This window comes from Agrobacterium sp. 22-210-1 (genome assembly GCF_053522525.1).
Genome location: NZ_JBNWCI010000001.1, coordinates 1,946,569 through 1,963,873, shown reverse-complemented (window position 1 = coordinate 1,963,873; position 17,305 = coordinate 1,946,569). Strand labels below are relative to the sequence as shown.

Annotated in this window: 18 protein-coding genes; 11 read left to right on the top strand and 7 right to left on the bottom strand. The window is 60.5% G+C overall.

The genetic code is table 11. From position 1 onward, the window contains the following. Nucleotides 1-13 precede the first annotated feature (13 nt). Nucleotides 14-622 (bottom strand): DUF6656 family protein, encoded by a 609-nt coding sequence (locus ACQZ5F_RS09940; RefSeq protein WP_162249027.1) that lies wholly within the window; start codon nt 620-622, stop codon nt 14-16. A gap of 332 nt (nt 623-954) precedes the next feature. On the opposite strand from ACQZ5F_RS09940, the gene ACQZ5F_RS09935 reads away from it, so the two are divergent. From ACQZ5F_RS09935 to ACQZ5F_RS09920, 4 genes are all read left to right on the top strand, one after another. Further along, complete coding sequence (locus tag ACQZ5F_RS09935; RefSeq protein WP_052817861.1) at nt 955-2,199, top strand: aromatic ring-hydroxylating oxygenase subunit alpha; 1,245 nt, start codon at nt 955-957, stop codon at nt 2,197-2,199. 7 nt (nt 2,200-2,206) lie between these two features. Further along, nucleotides 2,207-3,289 carry an FAD-binding oxidoreductase gene (locus ACQZ5F_RS09930; protein WP_046800721.1) on the top strand — a complete coding sequence of 361 codons (1,083 nt, stop codon included), beginning with the start codon at nt 2,207-2,209 and terminating at the stop codon, nt 3,287-3,289. A gap of 183 nt (nt 3,290-3,472) precedes the next feature. Further along, nucleotides 3,473-3,940: a BA14K family protein gene (locus tag ACQZ5F_RS09925; RefSeq protein WP_448730482.1), complete on the top strand. Its 468-nt coding sequence runs from the start codon at nt 3,473-3,475 to the stop codon at nt 3,938-3,940. 223 nt (nt 3,941-4,163) lie between these two features. Continuing rightward, nucleotides 4,164-4,685, top strand: a complete 522-nt coding sequence (locus ACQZ5F_RS09920; RefSeq protein ID WP_046800723.1) for a BA14K family protein — start codon at nt 4,164-4,166, stop codon at nt 4,683-4,685. 57 nt (nt 4,686-4,742) lie between these two features. Here ACQZ5F_RS09920 and ACQZ5F_RS09915 read toward each other — a convergent pair whose 3' ends face one another. Further along, nucleotides 4,743-5,738: a transporter gene (locus tag ACQZ5F_RS09915; RefSeq protein ID WP_046798471.1), complete on the bottom strand. Its 996-nt coding sequence runs from the start codon at nt 5,736-5,738 to the stop codon at nt 4,743-4,745. Between the two features lie 224 nt (nt 5,739-5,962). Here ACQZ5F_RS09915 and ACQZ5F_RS09910 point away from each other — a divergent pair, with 224 nt between their 5' ends. The 3 genes from ACQZ5F_RS09910 (at nt 5,963) to ACQZ5F_RS09900 (ending at nt 9,099) form a co-directional block, all read left to right on the top strand. After that, nucleotides 5,963-7,747 carry an acyl-CoA dehydrogenase gene (locus ACQZ5F_RS09910; RefSeq protein WP_225339413.1) on the top strand — a complete coding sequence of 595 codons (1,785 nt, stop codon included), beginning with the start codon at nt 5,963-5,965 and terminating at the stop codon, nt 7,745-7,747. A gap of 10 nt (nt 7,748-7,757) precedes the next feature. Then, nucleotides 7,758-8,516 (top strand): crotonase/enoyl-CoA hydratase family protein, encoded by a 759-nt coding sequence (locus ACQZ5F_RS09905; RefSeq protein WP_225339412.1) that lies wholly within the window; start codon nt 7,758-7,760, stop codon nt 8,514-8,516. 268 nt (nt 8,517-8,784) lie between these two features. Continuing rightward, the gene (locus tag ACQZ5F_RS09900; protein ID WP_052817863.1) at nt 8,785-9,099 is read left to right on the top strand and encodes a hypothetical protein; all 315 of its coding nucleotides are present in this window, start codon (nt 8,785-8,787) and stop codon (nt 9,097-9,099) included. Nucleotides 9,100-9,299: 200 nt separating this feature from the next. On the opposite strand, the gene ACQZ5F_RS09895 is transcribed toward ACQZ5F_RS09900, so the two are convergent. Together ACQZ5F_RS09895 and ACQZ5F_RS09890 are read right to left on the bottom strand one after the other, a co-directional pair. Continuing rightward, nucleotides 9,300-10,550, bottom strand: coding sequence for a class I SAM-dependent RNA methyltransferase (locus tag ACQZ5F_RS09895; RefSeq protein WP_225339411.1), 1,251 nt, complete (start codon nt 10,548-10,550; stop codon nt 9,300-9,302). After that, on the bottom strand, nt 10,547-11,299 hold the full coding sequence (locus tag ACQZ5F_RS09890; RefSeq protein ID WP_225339410.1) for a TlyA family RNA methyltransferase: 753 nt from the start codon (nt 11,297-11,299) through the stop codon (nt 10,547-10,549). Before ACQZ5F_RS09890 ends, ACQZ5F_RS09895 begins: the two co-directional genes overlap by 4 nt. 270 nt (nt 11,300-11,569) lie before the next feature. On the opposite strand from ACQZ5F_RS09890, the gene ACQZ5F_RS09885 reads away from it, so the two are divergent. Beyond that, nucleotides 11,570-13,591: a methyl-accepting chemotaxis protein gene (locus tag ACQZ5F_RS09885; RefSeq protein WP_046798476.1), complete on the top strand. Its 2,022-nt coding sequence runs from the start codon at nt 11,570-11,572 to the stop codon at nt 13,589-13,591. 112 nt (nt 13,592-13,703) lie between these two features. Here the strand turns inward: ACQZ5F_RS09885 and ACQZ5F_RS09880 are convergent, their stop codons facing one another. Continuing rightward, on the bottom strand, nt 13,704-14,666 hold the full coding sequence (locus ACQZ5F_RS09880; protein ID WP_225339409.1) for a nucleoside recognition domain-containing protein: 963 nt from the start codon (nt 14,664-14,666) through the stop codon (nt 13,704-13,706). A 119-nt stretch (nt 14,667-14,785) separates the two neighbouring features. Between ACQZ5F_RS09880 and ACQZ5F_RS09875 the strand changes: the two genes are divergently transcribed. Together ACQZ5F_RS09875 and ACQZ5F_RS09870 are read left to right on the top strand one after the other, a co-directional pair. Next, on the top strand, nt 14,786-15,238 hold the full coding sequence (locus ACQZ5F_RS09875; protein ID WP_046798478.1) for an Lrp/AsnC family transcriptional regulator: 453 nt from the start codon (nt 14,786-14,788) through the stop codon (nt 15,236-15,238). A 38-nt stretch (nt 15,239-15,276) separates the two neighbouring features. Further along, a complete protein-coding gene (locus ACQZ5F_RS09870) occupies nt 15,277-15,660 on the top strand; it encodes an ACT domain-containing protein (RefSeq protein WP_052817388.1) in 384 nt (127 codons plus the stop codon). A gap of 41 nt (nt 15,661-15,701) precedes the next feature. Here the strand turns inward: ACQZ5F_RS09870 and ACQZ5F_RS09865 are convergent, their stop codons facing one another. Then, the gene (locus ACQZ5F_RS09865; RefSeq protein ID WP_046798480.1) at nt 15,702-16,007 is read right to left on the bottom strand and encodes a putative quinol monooxygenase; all 306 of its coding nucleotides are present in this window, start codon (nt 16,005-16,007) and stop codon (nt 15,702-15,704) included. Between the two features lie 5 nt (nt 16,008-16,012). Beyond that, entirely contained in the window at nt 16,013-16,807 is a 795-nt protein-coding gene (locus tag ACQZ5F_RS09860) for a helix-turn-helix domain-containing protein (RefSeq protein ID WP_225339408.1), read from the bottom strand. Between the two features lie 107 nt (nt 16,808-16,914). Between ACQZ5F_RS09860 and ACQZ5F_RS09855 the strand changes: the two genes are divergently transcribed. Next, the gene (locus tag ACQZ5F_RS09855; protein WP_225339407.1) at nt 16,915-17,277 is read left to right on the top strand and encodes a nuclear transport factor 2 family protein; all 363 of its coding nucleotides are present in this window, start codon (nt 16,915-16,917) and stop codon (nt 17,275-17,277) included. The last annotated feature ends 28 nt before the right edge of the window (nt 17,278-17,305 follow it).

Below are 17,305 nucleotides of genomic sequence, written 5' to 3'. Positions count from 1 at the left end.
AAAGCGCTATCGTTTATATCGCCTTGATGATCCTGCGCATCTCCTCCGAGCGCGCGCCGAGCAGCAGCACATTTTTCAGCGCCACGCGCGGGTCATGGGTCTGGAACAGCAGGCCGCCGCGATGGAAGGAGGTATCGACTGCGAATTCCTTGTCGGGAAGCGCATTGATGGCGACGGCAAAATACATCCGGGAATAACGCGCATCGATATTTTCGAAGAAGTTCTCTTCACCGCTCAGTTCGGCGAAAAAATTCGCGAAATAGAAGGACCACAGCACGTGGCGTTCAGCGTCGAAACTGGTTTTCGCCGCCGTGACGTGACAATAGCCGAGATGTGGCCGGTCGTTGAGCAGATGGTGGGAGACCATCTTGGGAAAACGGATGGACTGGTGAAAGGTGTTGAGGCGGCTATGGGTGGCATCGGCGGCGGCCTCGAGCTTGCGCCCGGTCATCGCTGCCACCTCCTCATGGCTGTAATAGACACGCTCCCGCGGCAACCAGCGTTCTTCATAACGGCTGATCCGGCCGGTGCGCAGAAAATCCGAATGCGCGGTCTTCGACCGTATCGGCATGATCGAATGTCTGGCCGCATCGAAATAACGTATGCGTGTCGCCTTCTCCACCAGGAACGCCCTCGTTGCTGTCGATGCGGCAAGATAATTTAGTTCGCGTTAATACTCCGTTGCGTCGCACCCCCTGTTTTCTGATGGGTGGAGAGGCAATCGCGCAATATCATGCGTCATATTGCGACGTGGTTTTGTTCACCAAGTAGCTGCCGGATTTCGCAGCGGAATGGGCTATGGCAGGCATTTGCTGATGTCGCAATTTGTCGCCAATGCGGAAGCCGATGTCGCTGTCTGTGCTGCTGCAAATGACCGCCGGTGTTTAGATGTGATCATGCTTCCGCAGCCCGGTAAATGGTGCCGGGCAGGGCGGTTTGATCGAGGATTTGGCCATGGAATTGCGTGATACCGTATTGCGCCAGCTGAAGAACCGCCGCGAGGGCTTCAGCCTGGAACAGCCCTTCTACACGGACCAGGATTATTTCAAGCTGGATATGGAAACCATCTGGTATCGCGACTGGCTGTTTGTCGGCCATGATTGCGAAGTGCCCAAATCCGGCAATTATTTCACCGTGCAGGTCGGTTCCTATTCCGTCGTCATCGTCCGTGGACGCGACGGCGAGATCCGCGCCCTTCACAATTCCTGTCGCCATCGTGGTTCCCGCGTCTGCTCCGCCCATAAGGGCCAGTCCGCCCGTCTCGTCTGTCCCTATCACCAGTGGACCTACGATCTGGATGGCAAGCTCCTGTTCGCGCGTCATATGGGCGAGGAGTTCGACAAGGCGGAATTCGGCCTGAAGCCGGTCGCCTGCCAGACCGTTGCCGGTTACGTCTTCATCTGCCTTGCCGACCAGCCGGCGGATTTCGCGCCCATGCGGGCCGAAGTCGAAAGCTACATGGCCCCGCACCGCATCTGGGAGGCCAAGGTCGCGCATGAAAGCACGATCATCGAAAAGGGCAACTGGAAGCTGGTCTGGGAAAACAACCGCGAGTGCTACCATTGCGCCGCCAACCACCCGGAACTTTGCCGCACTTACCCCGAAAACCCGAGTGTGACGGGAACGGATGGCGGCGCCAGCGATCCCGAGATCGGCGGTCACTGGGCGCGCTGCGAGGCCGCCGGCCTGCCGAGCCGTTTCAAGATCGATCCGCAGGGCCAGTTCCGCGTCGCCCGCATGCCGCTGATCGGCGAGGCGGAAAGCTATACCATGTCGGGCAAACGCGCCGTGCGCCGGCCGCTGTCCGAGGATGTCAGCATCAGCCATATCGGCGCGTTGCTGCTGTTCCATTATCCGACGACCTGGAACCACTTCCTCGGCGACCACACCATTTCCTTCCGGGTGCTGCCGCTCAATGCCAATGAGACCATGGTCACCACCAAATGGCTGGTGCACAAGGACGCGGTGGAAGGCGTCGACTACGATCTGGAAGACCTGACCCACGTCTGGAACGAAACCAACGATCAGGACCGCCGCATCGTCGAGGAAAACGCCTTCGGCATCCGGTCGCCTGCTTACCAGCCTGGGCCTTATTCCATGGAAGACGAGGGCGGTGTGATGCAGTTCGTCAACTGGTATTCCGATTTCATGATCGACCGGCTTTCCGGCGACAAGGCCCGGCTTTCGGCAGTAGCGTAACGCGAAGATGAATATGGTTGTGACCTACAAGCACATAGACGAGATGAAGCCGTGGAGCGACAAGCTCCAGCTGCTGGAGTGCATTTCGGTGACGCCCGAAACACAGGATGTAATGACATTCCTGTTCCGCTCCGAAGATCAGAACTGGTTCCGGTATCTGCCGGGTCAGTTCGTCACGCTGGAACTGCCGGTGGGCAAGGAGCCGCTCTATCGCACCTACACCCTGTCCTCCAGCCCGTCACGGCCCTATGCGCTTTCGGTCACGGTCAAGGCGCAGGCCAACAGCATCGGCACGCGCTGGATGTTCGATAATCTGAGGCCCGGCATGAAAATCCGGGCGCTCGGCCCGCTCGGCGATTTCTCCTATGTGCGCCACCCCGGTGACAAATATCTGTTCATCTCGGCAGGCTCCGGCGTCACGCCGATGATGTCGATGGTGCGCGACATGAGCGACCGTGCGCCGCAGAGCGACATCGCCTTCATCAACTGCTCGCGCTCGCCGTCCGATATCGTCTTCCGCCACGAGCTTGAATATCTCGCCCGCTTCATGCCGAAGCTGTCGCTCGGTTTCATCGTCGAGAACTGCGGCCGCACCGATCTCTGGTCCGGCCTGAAGGGCATGGTCGACAAGGCCAAGATCGCGCTTCTATCTCCTGACTTCATGGAGCGCACCGTATTCTGCTGCGGGCCGGAGCCGTTCATGGCCGCCGTCCGCTCCATGCTCGACGCGTCCGGCTTCGACATGAGCCGTTACCATCAGGAAAGCTTCTCACCCGCAGCCCCGGTCACGGTCGGCGAGAGCGTTCTCACCGATGTGGACGGTGAGGCGCTGTCGATGGTGGGCTTCACGCTTTCCGGAAAAGAGATGGCCTGCCAGCCCGGCCAGACGGTTCTGATGACGGCGCGCGCCGCTGGCGTACGCATCGGCGCGGCCTGCGAATCGGGTATCTGCGGCACCTGCCGGGTGCTGAAGCTGTCCGGCGAGGTGGAGATGAACCACAATGGCGGCATTCTCGATGACGAGATCGAGGAAGGTTATATTCTCGCCTGCTGTTCACGGCCCTTGACCGATGTGAAGGTGGAAGCCTGACGCCAATAGCGTGTCATCTTCCCTATCCTTCACCGGATGGTTGTCATGGAACCAAATTTCCCTAAACTCGTTTGCACGTCATCGAATTCTTTTCGGGTGTTCCATGGGGCTGACCCTTACCTCCGATGAGAGCGAGCGGTTAAAGGGCGCGGTTTAACGCGCCAGAGCAAACGGAGGAAGACCATGATGAATTTCCGGACAACGAGCGTCGCCACGGCGATTGTCGTTTTCCTCACCAGCTTCACGCCGTCGCAGGCCTTCCAGGCGCCTGTGCCGATGCCGAAGCCGGCGATATCCGCCGACAATAATGTCGTGCCGGTGCAGTACCGCGAATGGGACCGCCGAAACGACCGCAGGTATGGGGACCGCATGTATCGCCCCCGCCCGCCGAGTGACGGATATTACAACGGCCACCGCGGCTATCGCGATCGCCGCCCGGGCTATCGTTATCATAACGGTTACTGGTTCCCGCTGGCAGCCTTTGCGGCCGGTGCGATCATCGGCGGCGCCATGCAGCAGCCGCGTCCGACCTATGGCGGCAGCCATGTCTCCTGGTGTCAGAACCGCTGGCGGTCCTACCGCGCTTACGACAATAGCTACCAGCCGAACAGCGGTCCGCGCCGCATATGCGTATCGCCGTACAGCCGCTGACAGGATTTTCGAAAGCCCGGATTTTTATCCGGGCTTTTGTTTTGCCGCTGCCGGATCGGGTAACCGAAGCGTGAATGGAGCGTTAATGCTGGGTTCAGGCGAAAACGCCTAGCCTGCAACCAGTAATGTTCCAGCCAGACCGAAAAACTGGCCGAATGAGAAGAAAAAAGTGCTATTATTCACGGAGAGCGGCCTGTTGACCGTCGTGAATGGAGGAAGTCAGATGAGAAACTATATGAAGAATATCTTGGCTGTCGGTCTTTCTGCGATCGTGGTTGCAGGAGCGATCGTTCCCGCAGAAGCAGCAATGCCGTTGCCGATGGCGCCGAAAAGCGTCGAGGCTACAGGCAGCGACGCCGGCAATATCGTGAATGTGCAATATTGGCGCGATCGTGGTGGTCGCGGCGATTGGGGTGACCGTCGCGGCTGGTATGGCGGCCATCGCGGTTATCGCGATTATCGCCCGGGCTATCGTCACCATGACGGTTACTGGTTCCCGCTCGCAGCCTTTGCGACGGGCGCGATCATCGGCGGCGCTCTTTCGCAGCCGCGTGAAGTCTACCGTCCGGTGCCGGAATATCGTCCGCGCCCGGTCTATCGCGAATACCGCCCGGTCCGCCGTGGCGGCATGAGCCAGGCGCACGTGAACTGGTGCTATGGCCGTTATCGTTCCTACGATGCCTATAGCAACACGTTCCAGCCTTACCACGGCCCGCGCCAGCCCTGCTATTCGCCTTACAGCTGATAGAATGCCAGGCTGAAATTGATAGAGCCGTCCGGTCATCACCGGGCGGCTTTTTTATTACAGGATCCGTGCCCGTTTGAGCACGAACCAGGCAAGCACGACCGAAATCACGATAAAGACGCCGGCCGACAACGTGCCGCCGGTGCCGACTGTAAACGGCAACTCATCCGTATTCATGCCGAAAAAGCCTGTCACCAGCGATGGCGGCAGCAGGAAGGCCGTCATCAGCGACAGGATGTAAAGGTGCCGGTTGGTTTCGGACGAAAGTTTGGAATCGATTTCTTCGTGCAGCAGCCTTGCGCGTTCCTGCAGGGCATAGACGTCGTGATCCACCGCTTCGAGGCGACCCATCAGGCGTGAGGCGACATCTTCGAAACCGTCAGGCATTTCGTCCTCATCGGCGGCCGAAGCGCGTCGCATCAGGGTCAGCACGGTGCGCAGATGCCGGTGCAGGCGAACCACCGTGCGGCGCAGCGGGGCGAGCCGCCGTCGCTCGTCGCGGTTCTCGCTGTCATAGACCATGTCCTCGATGGCGTTCAGTTCTTCCGTCGTCTCCATCACCAGATTGATGAGCGAGCGCTGGAATTCCGCCACCAGCCCCTCGAAGACATGCGATGGGGTGAGGTAGCGGCTGGAATTCTTGTCGACCGCCGCTTTCAATCGGTCCACCGAATGCAGCGGCTGCAGGCGGGTGGTGATGATGAAACGATCGCTCACCGCAAAATGCAGCCAGCCGAAATCGCGCGTTTCCTTGTCGAATTCCCGCTGGAAATCGACCAATGTGCCATAGAGCGATTTTTCATCGACCACGATGGAAGGGTGCGTCTCATGGGTGGTGAGGCTTGCCCGCGCCGCTGGATCGAGACCGTCGATGGTTTCGAGAAAAGCCGCCACCCGCTGGTCGGCGAGATTGAGATGCAGCCAGAAGAAACCTTCGCACTCGGCCACTTCGTGAAAGCGCGCATCGGGCGCCAGCCGGCGGCACGGCGCTGTGCCGGGGTGGAACTGATAGGCCCAGACAAGGCCGGGAATATTGGGCGTTACGAGATCCATCGTGGCAGTCCTGACCGGCTGGATGGGAGGAGGGAAGGCGTCCGTCGTTCTGGTGTGGGAGCGGCAGTGGCGGCACGGCGCCTTTCAGCGCATGCTGAGCAAATTCATATGACAGTTTTATAACAATCCCGCTGAAATGACGGGAATTTTCAAATTGACGTTTACGTAAAAATCATTTAGCCCGAAGGCAGTAGCAGGATACAAAAGCTTCGGGAGGAGGCAGCATGTATAGCGCGCCGGTGGATGATATCGCCTTTACACTCAAACATGTAGCGGGTCTTGAAGATGCGCTGGCAAAGGGTGTGCTGGGTGATCTCGGGGAAGATCTGGTGGATGCCATTCTCCAGGAAGCCGGCCGGTTCGCCACCGCCGAGGTCGCGCCGCTTGCCGAAATCGGCGACCGCCAGGGCGCGAAGCTTGCCGATGGCAAGGTCACGACGCCGGATGGCTGGGCCGATCTTTACCGCCGCTGGGCCGAAGCCGGCTGGAACAGCCTGACGGCGCCTGAGGAGTTTGGCGGCCAGAACCTGCCGCATATGCTGAATGTCGCAGCACTCGAAATGTGGAACTCCGGCTCCATGGCCTTTGCATTGGCGCCCACGCTCACCATGGGCGCGGTGGAAGCCATCGTCACCCACGGCAGCAATGATCTGAAACGCACCTATCTTCCCAAGCTCGTCTCCGGTGAATGGACCGGCACGATGAACCTCACCGAACCGCATGCGGGTTCGGACCTTGGCGTGTTGAAGACTAAGGCCGAGCGCAATGGCGACGGCACCTATCGCATCTTCGGGCAGAAGATTTTCATCACCTGGGGCGAACATGACGCGGCTGATAATATCATCCACCTCGTTCTTGCCCGCCTGCCGGATGCACCGGCCGGCACGCGCGGCATTTCGCTGTTCCTCGTGCCGAAATTCCTGCCTGATGACAATGGCGCACCGGGTAACCGCAACGATCTTTTCTGCCATTCACTGGAACACAAGCTCGGCATTCACGGCTCGCCCACCTGCACGATGATCTTCGGCGACGGCAAATTCGGGGAAGAGAAGGGCGCTCTCGGCTGGTTGATCGGTGAGGAGAACAAGGGCCTCGCCTGCATGTTCACGATGATGAACAATGCCCGCCTTGCCGTCGGCATGCAGGGCGTGGCGATCTGCGAGGCGGCGACCCAGAAGGCAATCGAATACGCGAAGGAGCGCACGCAGGGCAAGGCGCCCGGCTGGCAGGGCTCCGGCATGAGCCCGATCATCGAACATCCTGACATTGCCAGAACGCTGCTGACGATGAAGGCGCTGACGCAAGGATCGCGGGCGATTTCCTTCAGCTGCGCCCATGCCATAGACATGGCGCATGCGAGCGAAGACGGGCCGCAGCGTTCTCACTGGCAGGAGCGCGCTGCTCTGCTCACCCCGATCGCCAAGTCCTTCTCCACCGATGCCGGTGTGGATGTCGCCTCCATGGGAATTCAGGTGCATGGCGGCATGGGCTTCATCGAGGAGACGGGGGCTGCGCGTTACCTGCGTGATGCCCGCATCGCCCCGATCTACGAAGGCACCAACGGCATTCAGGCCATCGATCTGGTGTTGCGCAAGCTGCCGCTCTCCGAGGGCGGGCAGGTGCGCGGTTTCATCGCCGAACTGCGTGAGATCGCCGCCCGGACAGCCGCTTCGAACCGTGACGATCTCGGCGAGACCGCCCGTTATCTCGAAGCCAGCCTCAACGATCTGGAAACGACGACCGAGTGGCTGCTGGACCGCATCAAGGCGGGCGAAACCGAAACCGCACTCGCCGGCGCGACGCCCTATCAGCGCCTCTTCGGTCTGGCGCTCACCGGTGCCTATCTTGCCAAGGGTGCATTGGTTTCCGTCGATGATGGCAGGGGCGCACATCGCGCCGCACTTTGCCGTTTTGCGGCGGAAAACCTGCTGGCGGAAACGGCGGCGCTGAAGGATCGCGTTATCGGTGGCGCGGCAAGCCTTGCCGCCGCCCGCACCGTATTGGCTTGAGGAGCTGCAGATGTCGGACGAACATATTCTTGTCGAACGGGTCGGCCATGCGCCTGAGGTGCTGACCATCCGTTTCAACCGGCCGGAAAAGAAAAACGCCATCACCGATGCCATGTATCTGCGCATGGCCGAAGCTCTGCACGCCGCCAATGCCGACCGGGACATCCGCGTCGTTGCCTTTCTCGGCACGGAAGGCTGCTTCTCCGCCGGCAACGACATGGCCGATTTCCTTGCCTTCGCCATGTCGGGCGCAAAGGGTAAGCTTGCGGTGCTCGATCTTCTGAAGGCGCTGGCGACGTTCGAAAAACCGCTGGTTTCGGGCGTTGATGGGCTGGCCATCGGCATCGGCACGACGCTGAACCTGCATTGTGATCTGACCGTTGCTTCCAATCGCAGCCTGTTCAAGACGCCATTCGTGGATCTGGCGCTGGTGCCGGAGGCCGCCTCCAGCCTGCTTGCGCCAAAACTCATCGGCCACCAGCGCGCCTTTGCGCTGCTTGCCATGGGCGAGGGCTTTTCCGCCGAACAGGCGTTGCAGGCCGGGATGATCTGGAAAGTCGTTTCCCCTGAACATGTGGAAACTGAAACGCTGGCGCTCGCGACGCGGCTCGCCTCCAAGCCGCAACAGGCGTTGAAGATCGCCCGCGATCTGGTTCGTGGCAAGCCGGAAGATGTGCTGGCCCGCATCGACGAAGAAGCCCGCTATTTCATCGCGCAATTGCAAAGTGCCGAAGCCCGCGCCGCCTTCGAGGCATTCATGCGCCGCTGAGTGCGGGAATCGGGAAGCCCGCCGCTTGTTTCTTCTCCCCGCCGGGGAGAAGTCCTCGGCAGCGGGATGAGGGAGCAAGCTCCCCGTAAATCTCTACCGTCGCCCCTTCATCCGACCCTTCGGGCCACCTTCTCCCGGCGGGGAGAAGAAACGAGCGGCATCGTGGAATTTGGAAGCCTCTGTGCTTTTAAATACGGATTATATATCGTCCACCAAACCGGTCCGGCAGAAACGGATCTCACAAACTCTCCGTCCGAAGGCCACCCGCATGCGTTACCTCGTTTTCGCCCTGTCCGTCTTTCTCTCCGCCGCAACTGTTGCGGAGGCAGCAGCGATCACACGCTTGCCGGTTTCGAGCAGCAACGTCATTCTGGCGCAGTCAAGCGATGACGATAGCCCGGACTATAATTCCGGCAACAGCCGCAGTCACCAGCGCCGCGCGCGTTTCGTCTGCGTCATCACCCCGCCGGAAAGCGCCAATCGCCGCCGCCCCTATATCTGCCCGCTGGAACGGGGCCGCGTCGGTGGTTCGTGCCGCTGCTCGGGCGTGGTGGGCAACGGCACGGTCGATACGGCCTGGTAAGAGTCACCCTCGGCCCTCATTCCTGTGCTTGTCACAGGAATCCAGCCAGCCCAAGTCTTTGGGCTGAAAGGACTTCTCTCGCCGCGCAGACGCGCGTCGGCTGGATTCCTGTGACAAGCACAGGAATGAGGGCAGTGGTGATTGCGGGCATATGGGATCGTTGCGTCAGCTTCGTGTGAGCGGCTCTCCGCCCCGATTGCTTATTTCTCCAGAACCGCCACCGCTTCCACATGCGGCGACCACAGGAACTGGTCGACCGGTGTGACGCGGGTGACGCGATAGCCGCCCTCAACCAGAAGCGCGAGATCGCGCGCCAGCGTCAGCGGATTGCAGCTGACAGCAACGATTTTTTTCACCGTGCTGCGGGCCAGTTCCTTGCACTGGACTTCCGCCCCGGCGCGCGGCGGATCGAACACGACGGCATCGTAATTCTTCAATTCGCTGGTCATCAACGGCCGGCGGAAAAGATCGCGTTTTTCGACGCTGACCGGTTTCAGGCCCTGCGTATTGCGGGCAGCGAAATCCAAGGCCTTCAACGCCTTGTCTTCGGCCTCCACCGCATGCACCTTGCCAATGCGCGCCAGTCTGAGCGCAAATGTGCCGGAACCGCAGAACAGGTCGGCAATGCGCTTGGATTTGCCGATATGGGCAAGCACCAGTTCCGCCATGGCGTCCTCGGCCTGTTTCGTCGCCTGCGTGAAACCGCCGGCGGGCGGTGAGACCGGAACGCCGCCGAATTCGATGATCGGTTTTTGCGGTTCGATCAGGATTTCACCTGAAAGCGAGACACGGGCGATGCCACGCATGGCAAGCACTGTTTCCGTCAGCATCCGCCGCTGCTTGTCGTTGACCGACTTGATACCCTCGACGGAAATATCCAGACCGGAAAGCGTTTCGAGAACGGTCATGCGGAACGGCTCGGCATTCGCCGTCATCGAAAGCCCGATGGCGCGGATGGCGTCGAGGCGCGAGACAATGCCGGGCGAGGTGACGGGACATTCCTCGATGGCGACGATGTGATGGCTGCTCGCCTGGCTGAAGCCCAGCAGCAGGCCCTTTTCCGTCCTGCGGGCGGCAAACACCGCGCGGCGGCGCTCGCCGGGGCGACAGATGACGAGATCGTCCACATCAGGCGTCAGGCCCTTCGATTTCAGCGCCGAAACCACCAGCTCCCGCTTGAAGGCATGGTAGGGCTGGTCGGCCAGATGCTGCAGCGAACAGCCGCCGCAGGTGCCGTTGACGCCATCAGGACCGAAGTGGCGGCAGGCGGGTTCACGGCGGTCCGCCGAAGCTTCCGCAACCGACATGACCGTGCCGTGGTCCTTCACTTTGGCGATGGCCACCGTCTCGCCGGGCAGGGCGAAGGGCACATAGACCGGGCCGTCGGGACAGTGCGCGATGCCGTCGCCCTGTGCACCAAGGCTCTTGATGGTGACGGTCTGTGTGCTCATGGCTTTTCGCCTCCGAGAAGAAATTCGATATTGCCGTCGCCGCCGGAAATCGGCGAGGGAATAAGCCCGAGGCTTTTCCAGCCCATGTCCTCGGTCAGCCAGCGTTCCAGCTCGGCGGCAACTGCGGGCGCGGTTTCCGGCTCCTTCAGAAGCCCGGCCTTGCTGATGGCATCACGCCCCGCCTCGAATTGCGGTTTGACCAGCAGAACCGCCAGAGCACCCGGCGCAGCAAGCTCAAGGGCCGGGGCAAGCGCAAGCTTCAGCGAAATGAAGGACACGTCCGAAACGATGAAGCCGATGGGTCGGTCATCGATATCGTCAGAGGTGAGGAAACGCGCATTCAGCCCTTCCAGGCTGGTGACACGCGGATCGTTCTCGATCCTTGGATGAATCTGCCCGTGGCCGACATCGATGGCGACGACATGTTTTGCGCCGCGATGAAGCAGAACCTCGGTGAAACCGCCAGTGGATGCGCCGACATCAAGACACTCAAGGCCTTTCGGATCGAGCTTGAAATAATCAAGCGCGGCCGCAAGTTTGAGGGCAGCGCGCGAGACGTAAGCCTGCGCCGGATCGGTGATCGTGATCTTGACGTTTGCAGCGACGGTCTGGCTCGGTTTGGTGACGATTTTACCGTTCACGCTCACGGTGCCGCGCGAAACCGCGTCGCGCGCACGCGAGCGGCTGGCAAAGTGGCCGAGCGACACAAGAAGCTGGTCAAGCCGTTCATTTTCAGATGTTTTGGACATGGTCCCGTTCAATGACCGCCAAACCCCGCCGATGCAAGCGATTTATCGCTGAAACGGCCCTGAATGCCGCTGCTCCCGGCCATGTTTGTGTTGCACCGCAAAGTCAGAATGTTCGATTAATCCAATATAAAGGCTTGTATTGCACTTTGTGCCCAAGGCCCGTGCGGCCACCGGAACCTGCCATGACGGCATCTCCTCCTATCCACAAAATTGCGACCGTTGCAGCGCAGACGCTGGCTTCGAGGCATCGGGTCGCCGAGAGAGTTTGCGATGTCGCTGAAAAATCTCCCTATCAACCTGAAGCTCATAGCTACCTTCTGTGCCTTGATGAGCGTGTGCCTGCTCGCCTCCGCGGTCGTATTCTGGCAGACGCTGGGGAGCGAGCGTGTCACAATCGACAACAACCGGACCAAGGATATCATCCAGGCGGTGGATGGCGCGACGGCCGCCATGCTGGAACAGGCCGTCAACCAGCGCGGCTTCCTGCTGTTTCGCAGCGACAGCACCTATAATGACGTTTTCGCCCAGCGCGACATCATGCTGAAGAAGCTGGACGAAGCCCGCACACTTGCAGCCGGCCAGCCGGATGTCCTGAATTCCATCGATGACATGCAGAAATCCGCCACTGTGTTCTTCAAGGAACTAGCCGAACCGCAGATCGCTGCCCGCAAGACCACGGAAGCGCCGATTTCCGAAATCATCGAGATCGGCCGCAATCAGGCCAAGGGCCAGCTTGACGGCTTCCGCGCCTCTGCCGCCAAGATCAAGGAACAGCTGAACGGCCTGTCCACCGCCTATGCGGCTGAACAGCAGGCAGCAGCGCTGAACCTGAAATATGCGCTTCTGGGCGGCGGTGCTGTTGCCGGTCTTCTGGCCGTTGCCCTCATCTGGGCACTGTCGCGCTCGATCGTCACGCCGATCGTCGGCATGACGGCGGCAATGAGCCGGCTTGCCGATGGCGATCTGGAGACGGAAGTTCCGGCCACGGATCGTGGAGACGAAGTCGGCAAGATGGCGAAGGCCGTTCTGGTCTTCAAGGAAGCCGGGCTGGAAAAATCCCGCCTTGCCGGTGAGACCGATCGCATGCGTTCCGCGACGGAGACTGAACGCCGCCGCAACGAGGAAGAACGGGCCAAGGACGAAGCCGCCAGCGCCTTTGCCAGTGCCGAGCTTGGCAAGGGCCTTGCCGCTCTCGCGGATGGCGATCTTTCCTATCGCATTGAAACGCCTTTTGCGCCCGCCATTGATCCGGTTCGTGTGAATTTCAACAGCGCCGTCGAAAAGCTCCAGCAGGCCCTGCGCACGGTCGGCGAGAACGCCGCCGCGATCAATGCCGGCGCCTCGGAAATGCTGTCGGCTGCCGACGACCTGTCGCGCCGCACCGAACAGCAGGCTGCCTCCATCGAAGAAACCGCTGCCGCACTGGAAGAAGTCACAACCACGGTGCGTGATAGTGCGCGCGGCGCGGAAGACGCCGGCAATCTGGTCCAGCGTGCCCGCACCGGCGCGGAAAAATCAGGCACCGTGGTCCGCAAGGCGGTCGCCGCCATGCGCGAGATCGAAAAATCCTCGGGTGAAATCGGCAACATCATCGGCGTCATCGACGATATCGCCTTCCAGACCAACCTTTTGGCGCTGAATGCTGGCGTGGAGGCCGCTCGCGCCGGTGATGCCGGCAAGGGCTTTGCGGTCGTCGCGCAGGAAGTGCGTGAACTCGCCCAGCGTTCTGCCAATGCCGCCAAGGAAATCAAGACGCTGATCAGCGCTTCCAGCCGGCAGGTGGAAAACGGCGTGAGCCTCGTCGACGAGACCGGCAAGGCGCTGGAACTCATCGTTTCGGAAGTCGAAGAGATCAACGCCCATGTCAGCGCCATCGTCGTCGCGTCACGCGAACAGGCGACCGGCCTTCAGGAAATCAACACGGCCGTAAACACCATGGACCAGGGCACGCAGCAGAATGCCGCCATGGTGGAACAGCAGACCGCCGCCAGCCATTCGCTCGCCCGCGAAGCGGAAGCGCTGAACAGCCTGCTCGGCCAGTTCCGGGTGGGCGGCGCACGCGCTGCCGTTGCGAGTGCCGGTGGATATTCTGCACCGCGCCAGTCTTCGGCCAAGCCTGCCTTCCAGCCGGCACCTGCCGCACCGGTCCGCAAGGCTCCGGTAAAATCGGCCTCCGCAACGGCAAGGCCTGTGGCCTCACCGGCCCGGGCGCTGGGCCAGAGCCTCGCCCGCGCCTTCGGCGGCGCTGCCGAAGCACCTGCCGCGAAGGATCAGGACTGGACAGAGTTCTGAGCCGGATTTTTCGAATTGGATGCAAAATCGGGGGCCGTGAGGCCCCCTTTTTGCATTTGCTTTTCAGATGAGATCGGCAGTGTGTAATCGGTAAAGCCAGACGTTGATCCGCCTACGTACTCTGTAGCCTGAACATCCGCTGGAAAAACACCTCGTCGGACAGGCGGTGAAGCAGGGCGGCAATAGCGGCGGTTGCTGCGATGGCGAAAACAAGCCGGCCGACCAGAACGCCGTAAACATCGGCCCCGAGCGACATCACCACAAGAGTGTCTTCGATCACGCTGTGAGCAAAACCCATGAATACGCAGGACAGGAAGACCTGACGCGGCGAGATCGCCCCGGATTGCGCTTCGCGAATGAGAAAACCGGCGCCGTAGGAAATCCCCAGAAACAACCCGATGGCGGTGAGATGTTCGGCCTCGCCGCGAATGCCGGCAAGCCGCAGCAGGGGCGAAAGCGCCTTCATCATCAGAGCCAGAAGCCCGGTCAGTCTGAGGATTTCGAGGCCGAGTGACAGCACAAGAAGGATGACAAACATCCAGATCATGGTTTTACCGAGACCCAGGAAATACTCCGCCCACTCCGGCGTGGCGCTCATGGCAATCCAGGCAGGGTTCACCGGCGCAGACAACCACCCCGTTGCTTCCAGAACCTGATGCAGAACAAAGGCGTAGAGCAATCCTCCCCCGATACGCAGCGCCGTGGTGACGAGCATGCCGGGCCCTGCCTTTTCGATGATCTTCTGCTCGATGGGCAGGCCGTGCGCGAACAGGATAAGCGCCGAAAAGACCGTGATATCCGCGACACTGAGCGAAGATGCGGGAACAAGCGTGAAGATAAGCGGAACGGCGCCCCAAATGCCGACGAGCATCGCTGTCAACCAGGCGAGACCGAGCTCCGGCGGTAGTCCTACGAGGTTCATGACAGGCGCGAAGGCCGGCGCCACAGCCTCGATCGCACCCATTCTCGACAAAAGCTCGGTGAGGATGGCAATCGGAACGGTGATCCGCACCAGCACCCAGTAGATATCAAGCGTTTCCCGGGTTTTCTGCCAGATGGTGACGAAAATGGGCATGTGAGGCTCCTCGAAGGTTGTCCCCATCCACTAGGCTGAACCCATTCGCATTTGTGGTCAAAGATTGCATCTTTGTGCAATTTTATTGCAAATATGTTTGCGGGAGATATGCTGCCGGCATGGATCGGATCGACCGGAAACTTCTCAACCTCTTGCAGGGCGATGCGTCGCGCACCAATGTAGATATGGCCGATGAGGTTGGGCTGTCTCCTTCCAGCTGCCTGCGCCGCCTGCAAAGATTGCGCAAATCGGGCGTGATCGACCGCATCGTCGCGATCCTCAATCCCGCAAAGGCCGGGCGTGTGATCAAGGCTCTTGTGACGGTGGAGCTGAAACTGCATGGCGAGCAGCATATGCGCCGCTTTCTGGATGTTGCCAGTGCCGAAGAGGCCGTGTCGCACGCCTATGCCGTGACAGGCGCAAGCGATGTCGTGCTGATGTTGCGCCTGCGCGACATGGAAGAATTCGACGCCCTGTGCGACAGGCTGTTCCGTGACCAGCACAATGTCGCACGCTTTTTCACCATGGTCGTCATCAAGACGGCGAAAGAGGAGACGGCCATTCGGCTTTGACAAGAGGTCACTGCTTTTTTTGGGAAGGTAACAACTGCATGGCAGCGCGCGTAACGTTAAAACTATTGGATGGGGCCTACGGCGTGGCCAGGCTTCACGCGGATGCAGCCATTCCGGCATGGGCCGATGGCGGCGGGTTTGTCAGCATCAGCCGGACTGATGACGAACTTTCTGTCGTCTGCCGGCAGGAGCGTATCCCGCAGGATGCGCAGGTTGATGCCGGTTGGGCCTGCTTCAAATTTCAGGGTCCATTTGCCTTTGATGAGACGGGTATCGTCCTGTCAGTGATTGAACCCTTATCGGCCAATGAAATAGGAATATTCGTGGTCTCGACGTTTGACGGAGACCACCTGCTGGTGAAGTCGAAAGATATTGGGAAAGCATCCCATCTTCTGACAAATGCGGGGCATTCGCTCGTTTAGGCGGTGTCGAGATCTTCGAAAGGACCTCGCCTCTCATCCCATCAGATGTGATCCACCCGTATGGGATGCCAGACGGAGATATCCCGTGGGGCCTCCAGAAGCTCGGGCAGTGCATCATGCCATGCCTGACGATAGGGGCGGTGAATCTGGACATCGATGACGTCCTGATGGTCGCTCCAGGTCTCGTGCAGCAGGAAGCGGTTGTCGTTTTCGCCATCCCGATGCAGGGTGGCGTTCACGAAGGTCTTTTCGTGCCGCATGGCGTCGAGCAGCGCATTCAGCAATTCGAGAAAGCGCTCGCGCTGGCCGTCACGGACCTGGAAACCGATGAGATAGGTGGTGTGCACGGGTCTTACTCCTTTGTGCCTGGCATCAGGGCGGCGCGGGTTGCCGCATCGGCGGGGTAGAAACATTCCAGCACCAGTTCGGACAGCGTGACATCGGTCGCGGTTCCGAAAACCGTGGTGGTGGAAATGAAGCTCAGAACGGCGCCCGATGCCGGATCGCGCAGTTGCAATGGTATGGCCAGCGGATCGGTTCCGGCAGCATGGGGCGAAGCCTTCGGTGCGGGATAGGCCGAAAGCTCGGCATGCAAGCGGCGAAGCGCCTCGTCTCCCGTTTCCTCGACCTGACGGCGCAGACGCTCCAGCAGGTGATGCCGCCATTCGGCGAGGTTGACGATGCGGGAACTCAAGCCCTCCGGATGCAGGCTCAGCCTCAAGGCGTTAAGCGGCGGGCGAAGCAGCTCTTCGGAAACACCGGCCAGAAGCGATGTAATCGCATCATTGGCGAGAATGACGTTCCAGTGCCGGTCGACGGCAAGCGCGGGGAAGGGCATGTGGCCCTGCACCACGGTTTCGACGGCCTGCCGGGCCGCGGCCATGTCGGGTGCGTCGAGCGACCGTTCGGAATGAACAGGCGCATAACCCGCCGCCAGCATCAGCCGGTTGGTGGCACGGGCGGGCATGGAAAGCTGCTCCGCCAGCCTCGCCAACATTTCGCGGCTGGGCGAGGATCGCCCGCTTTCCACGAAGCTCAAATGACGTGCCGATATCTCGGCATCGGATGCCAGATCAAGCTGGCTCAATCTGCGGCGCGCGCGCCATTCCTTCAGCACCTGGCCGACATGGTCTCGATGATGTGTCATGCCCCGTAGCCTAGCAGAAGATATCGGCAATGCGATTACCTCTGAGGTAATTGTCCCGCGTCACAGCCCCCGGCATGCTCTGGCCGTCAACCAGAAGGAGCACAATCATGACGCAGCATCTCGCAATCGCCGAAACCTATCTCGCGCTCTGGAACGAAGAGGACGATGAACGCCGCAAGCACCTTTTAGGCAAGGCTTGGGCAGAAACGGCACGCTACATCGATCCTTTGATGCAGGGCGAAGGGCGACAGGGGATCGCCGCAATGATCGAGGCGGCGCGGCAGAAATTTCCGGGATATCGCTTCGTTCTTGCCGGCACCCCGGATGGCCACGGTAACTTCACCCGTTTTTCATGGCGTCTCGTTTCGCCTGATGGAGACGATGTCGCGGGCGGCACCGATGTCGTCAGCCGCGATGCCGATGGGCGAATTGAAAATGTCGTCGGCTTCCTCGACGGTGCCGCAACGTAAGGCGGACGACAGGCGGCGGGTTAGCCCG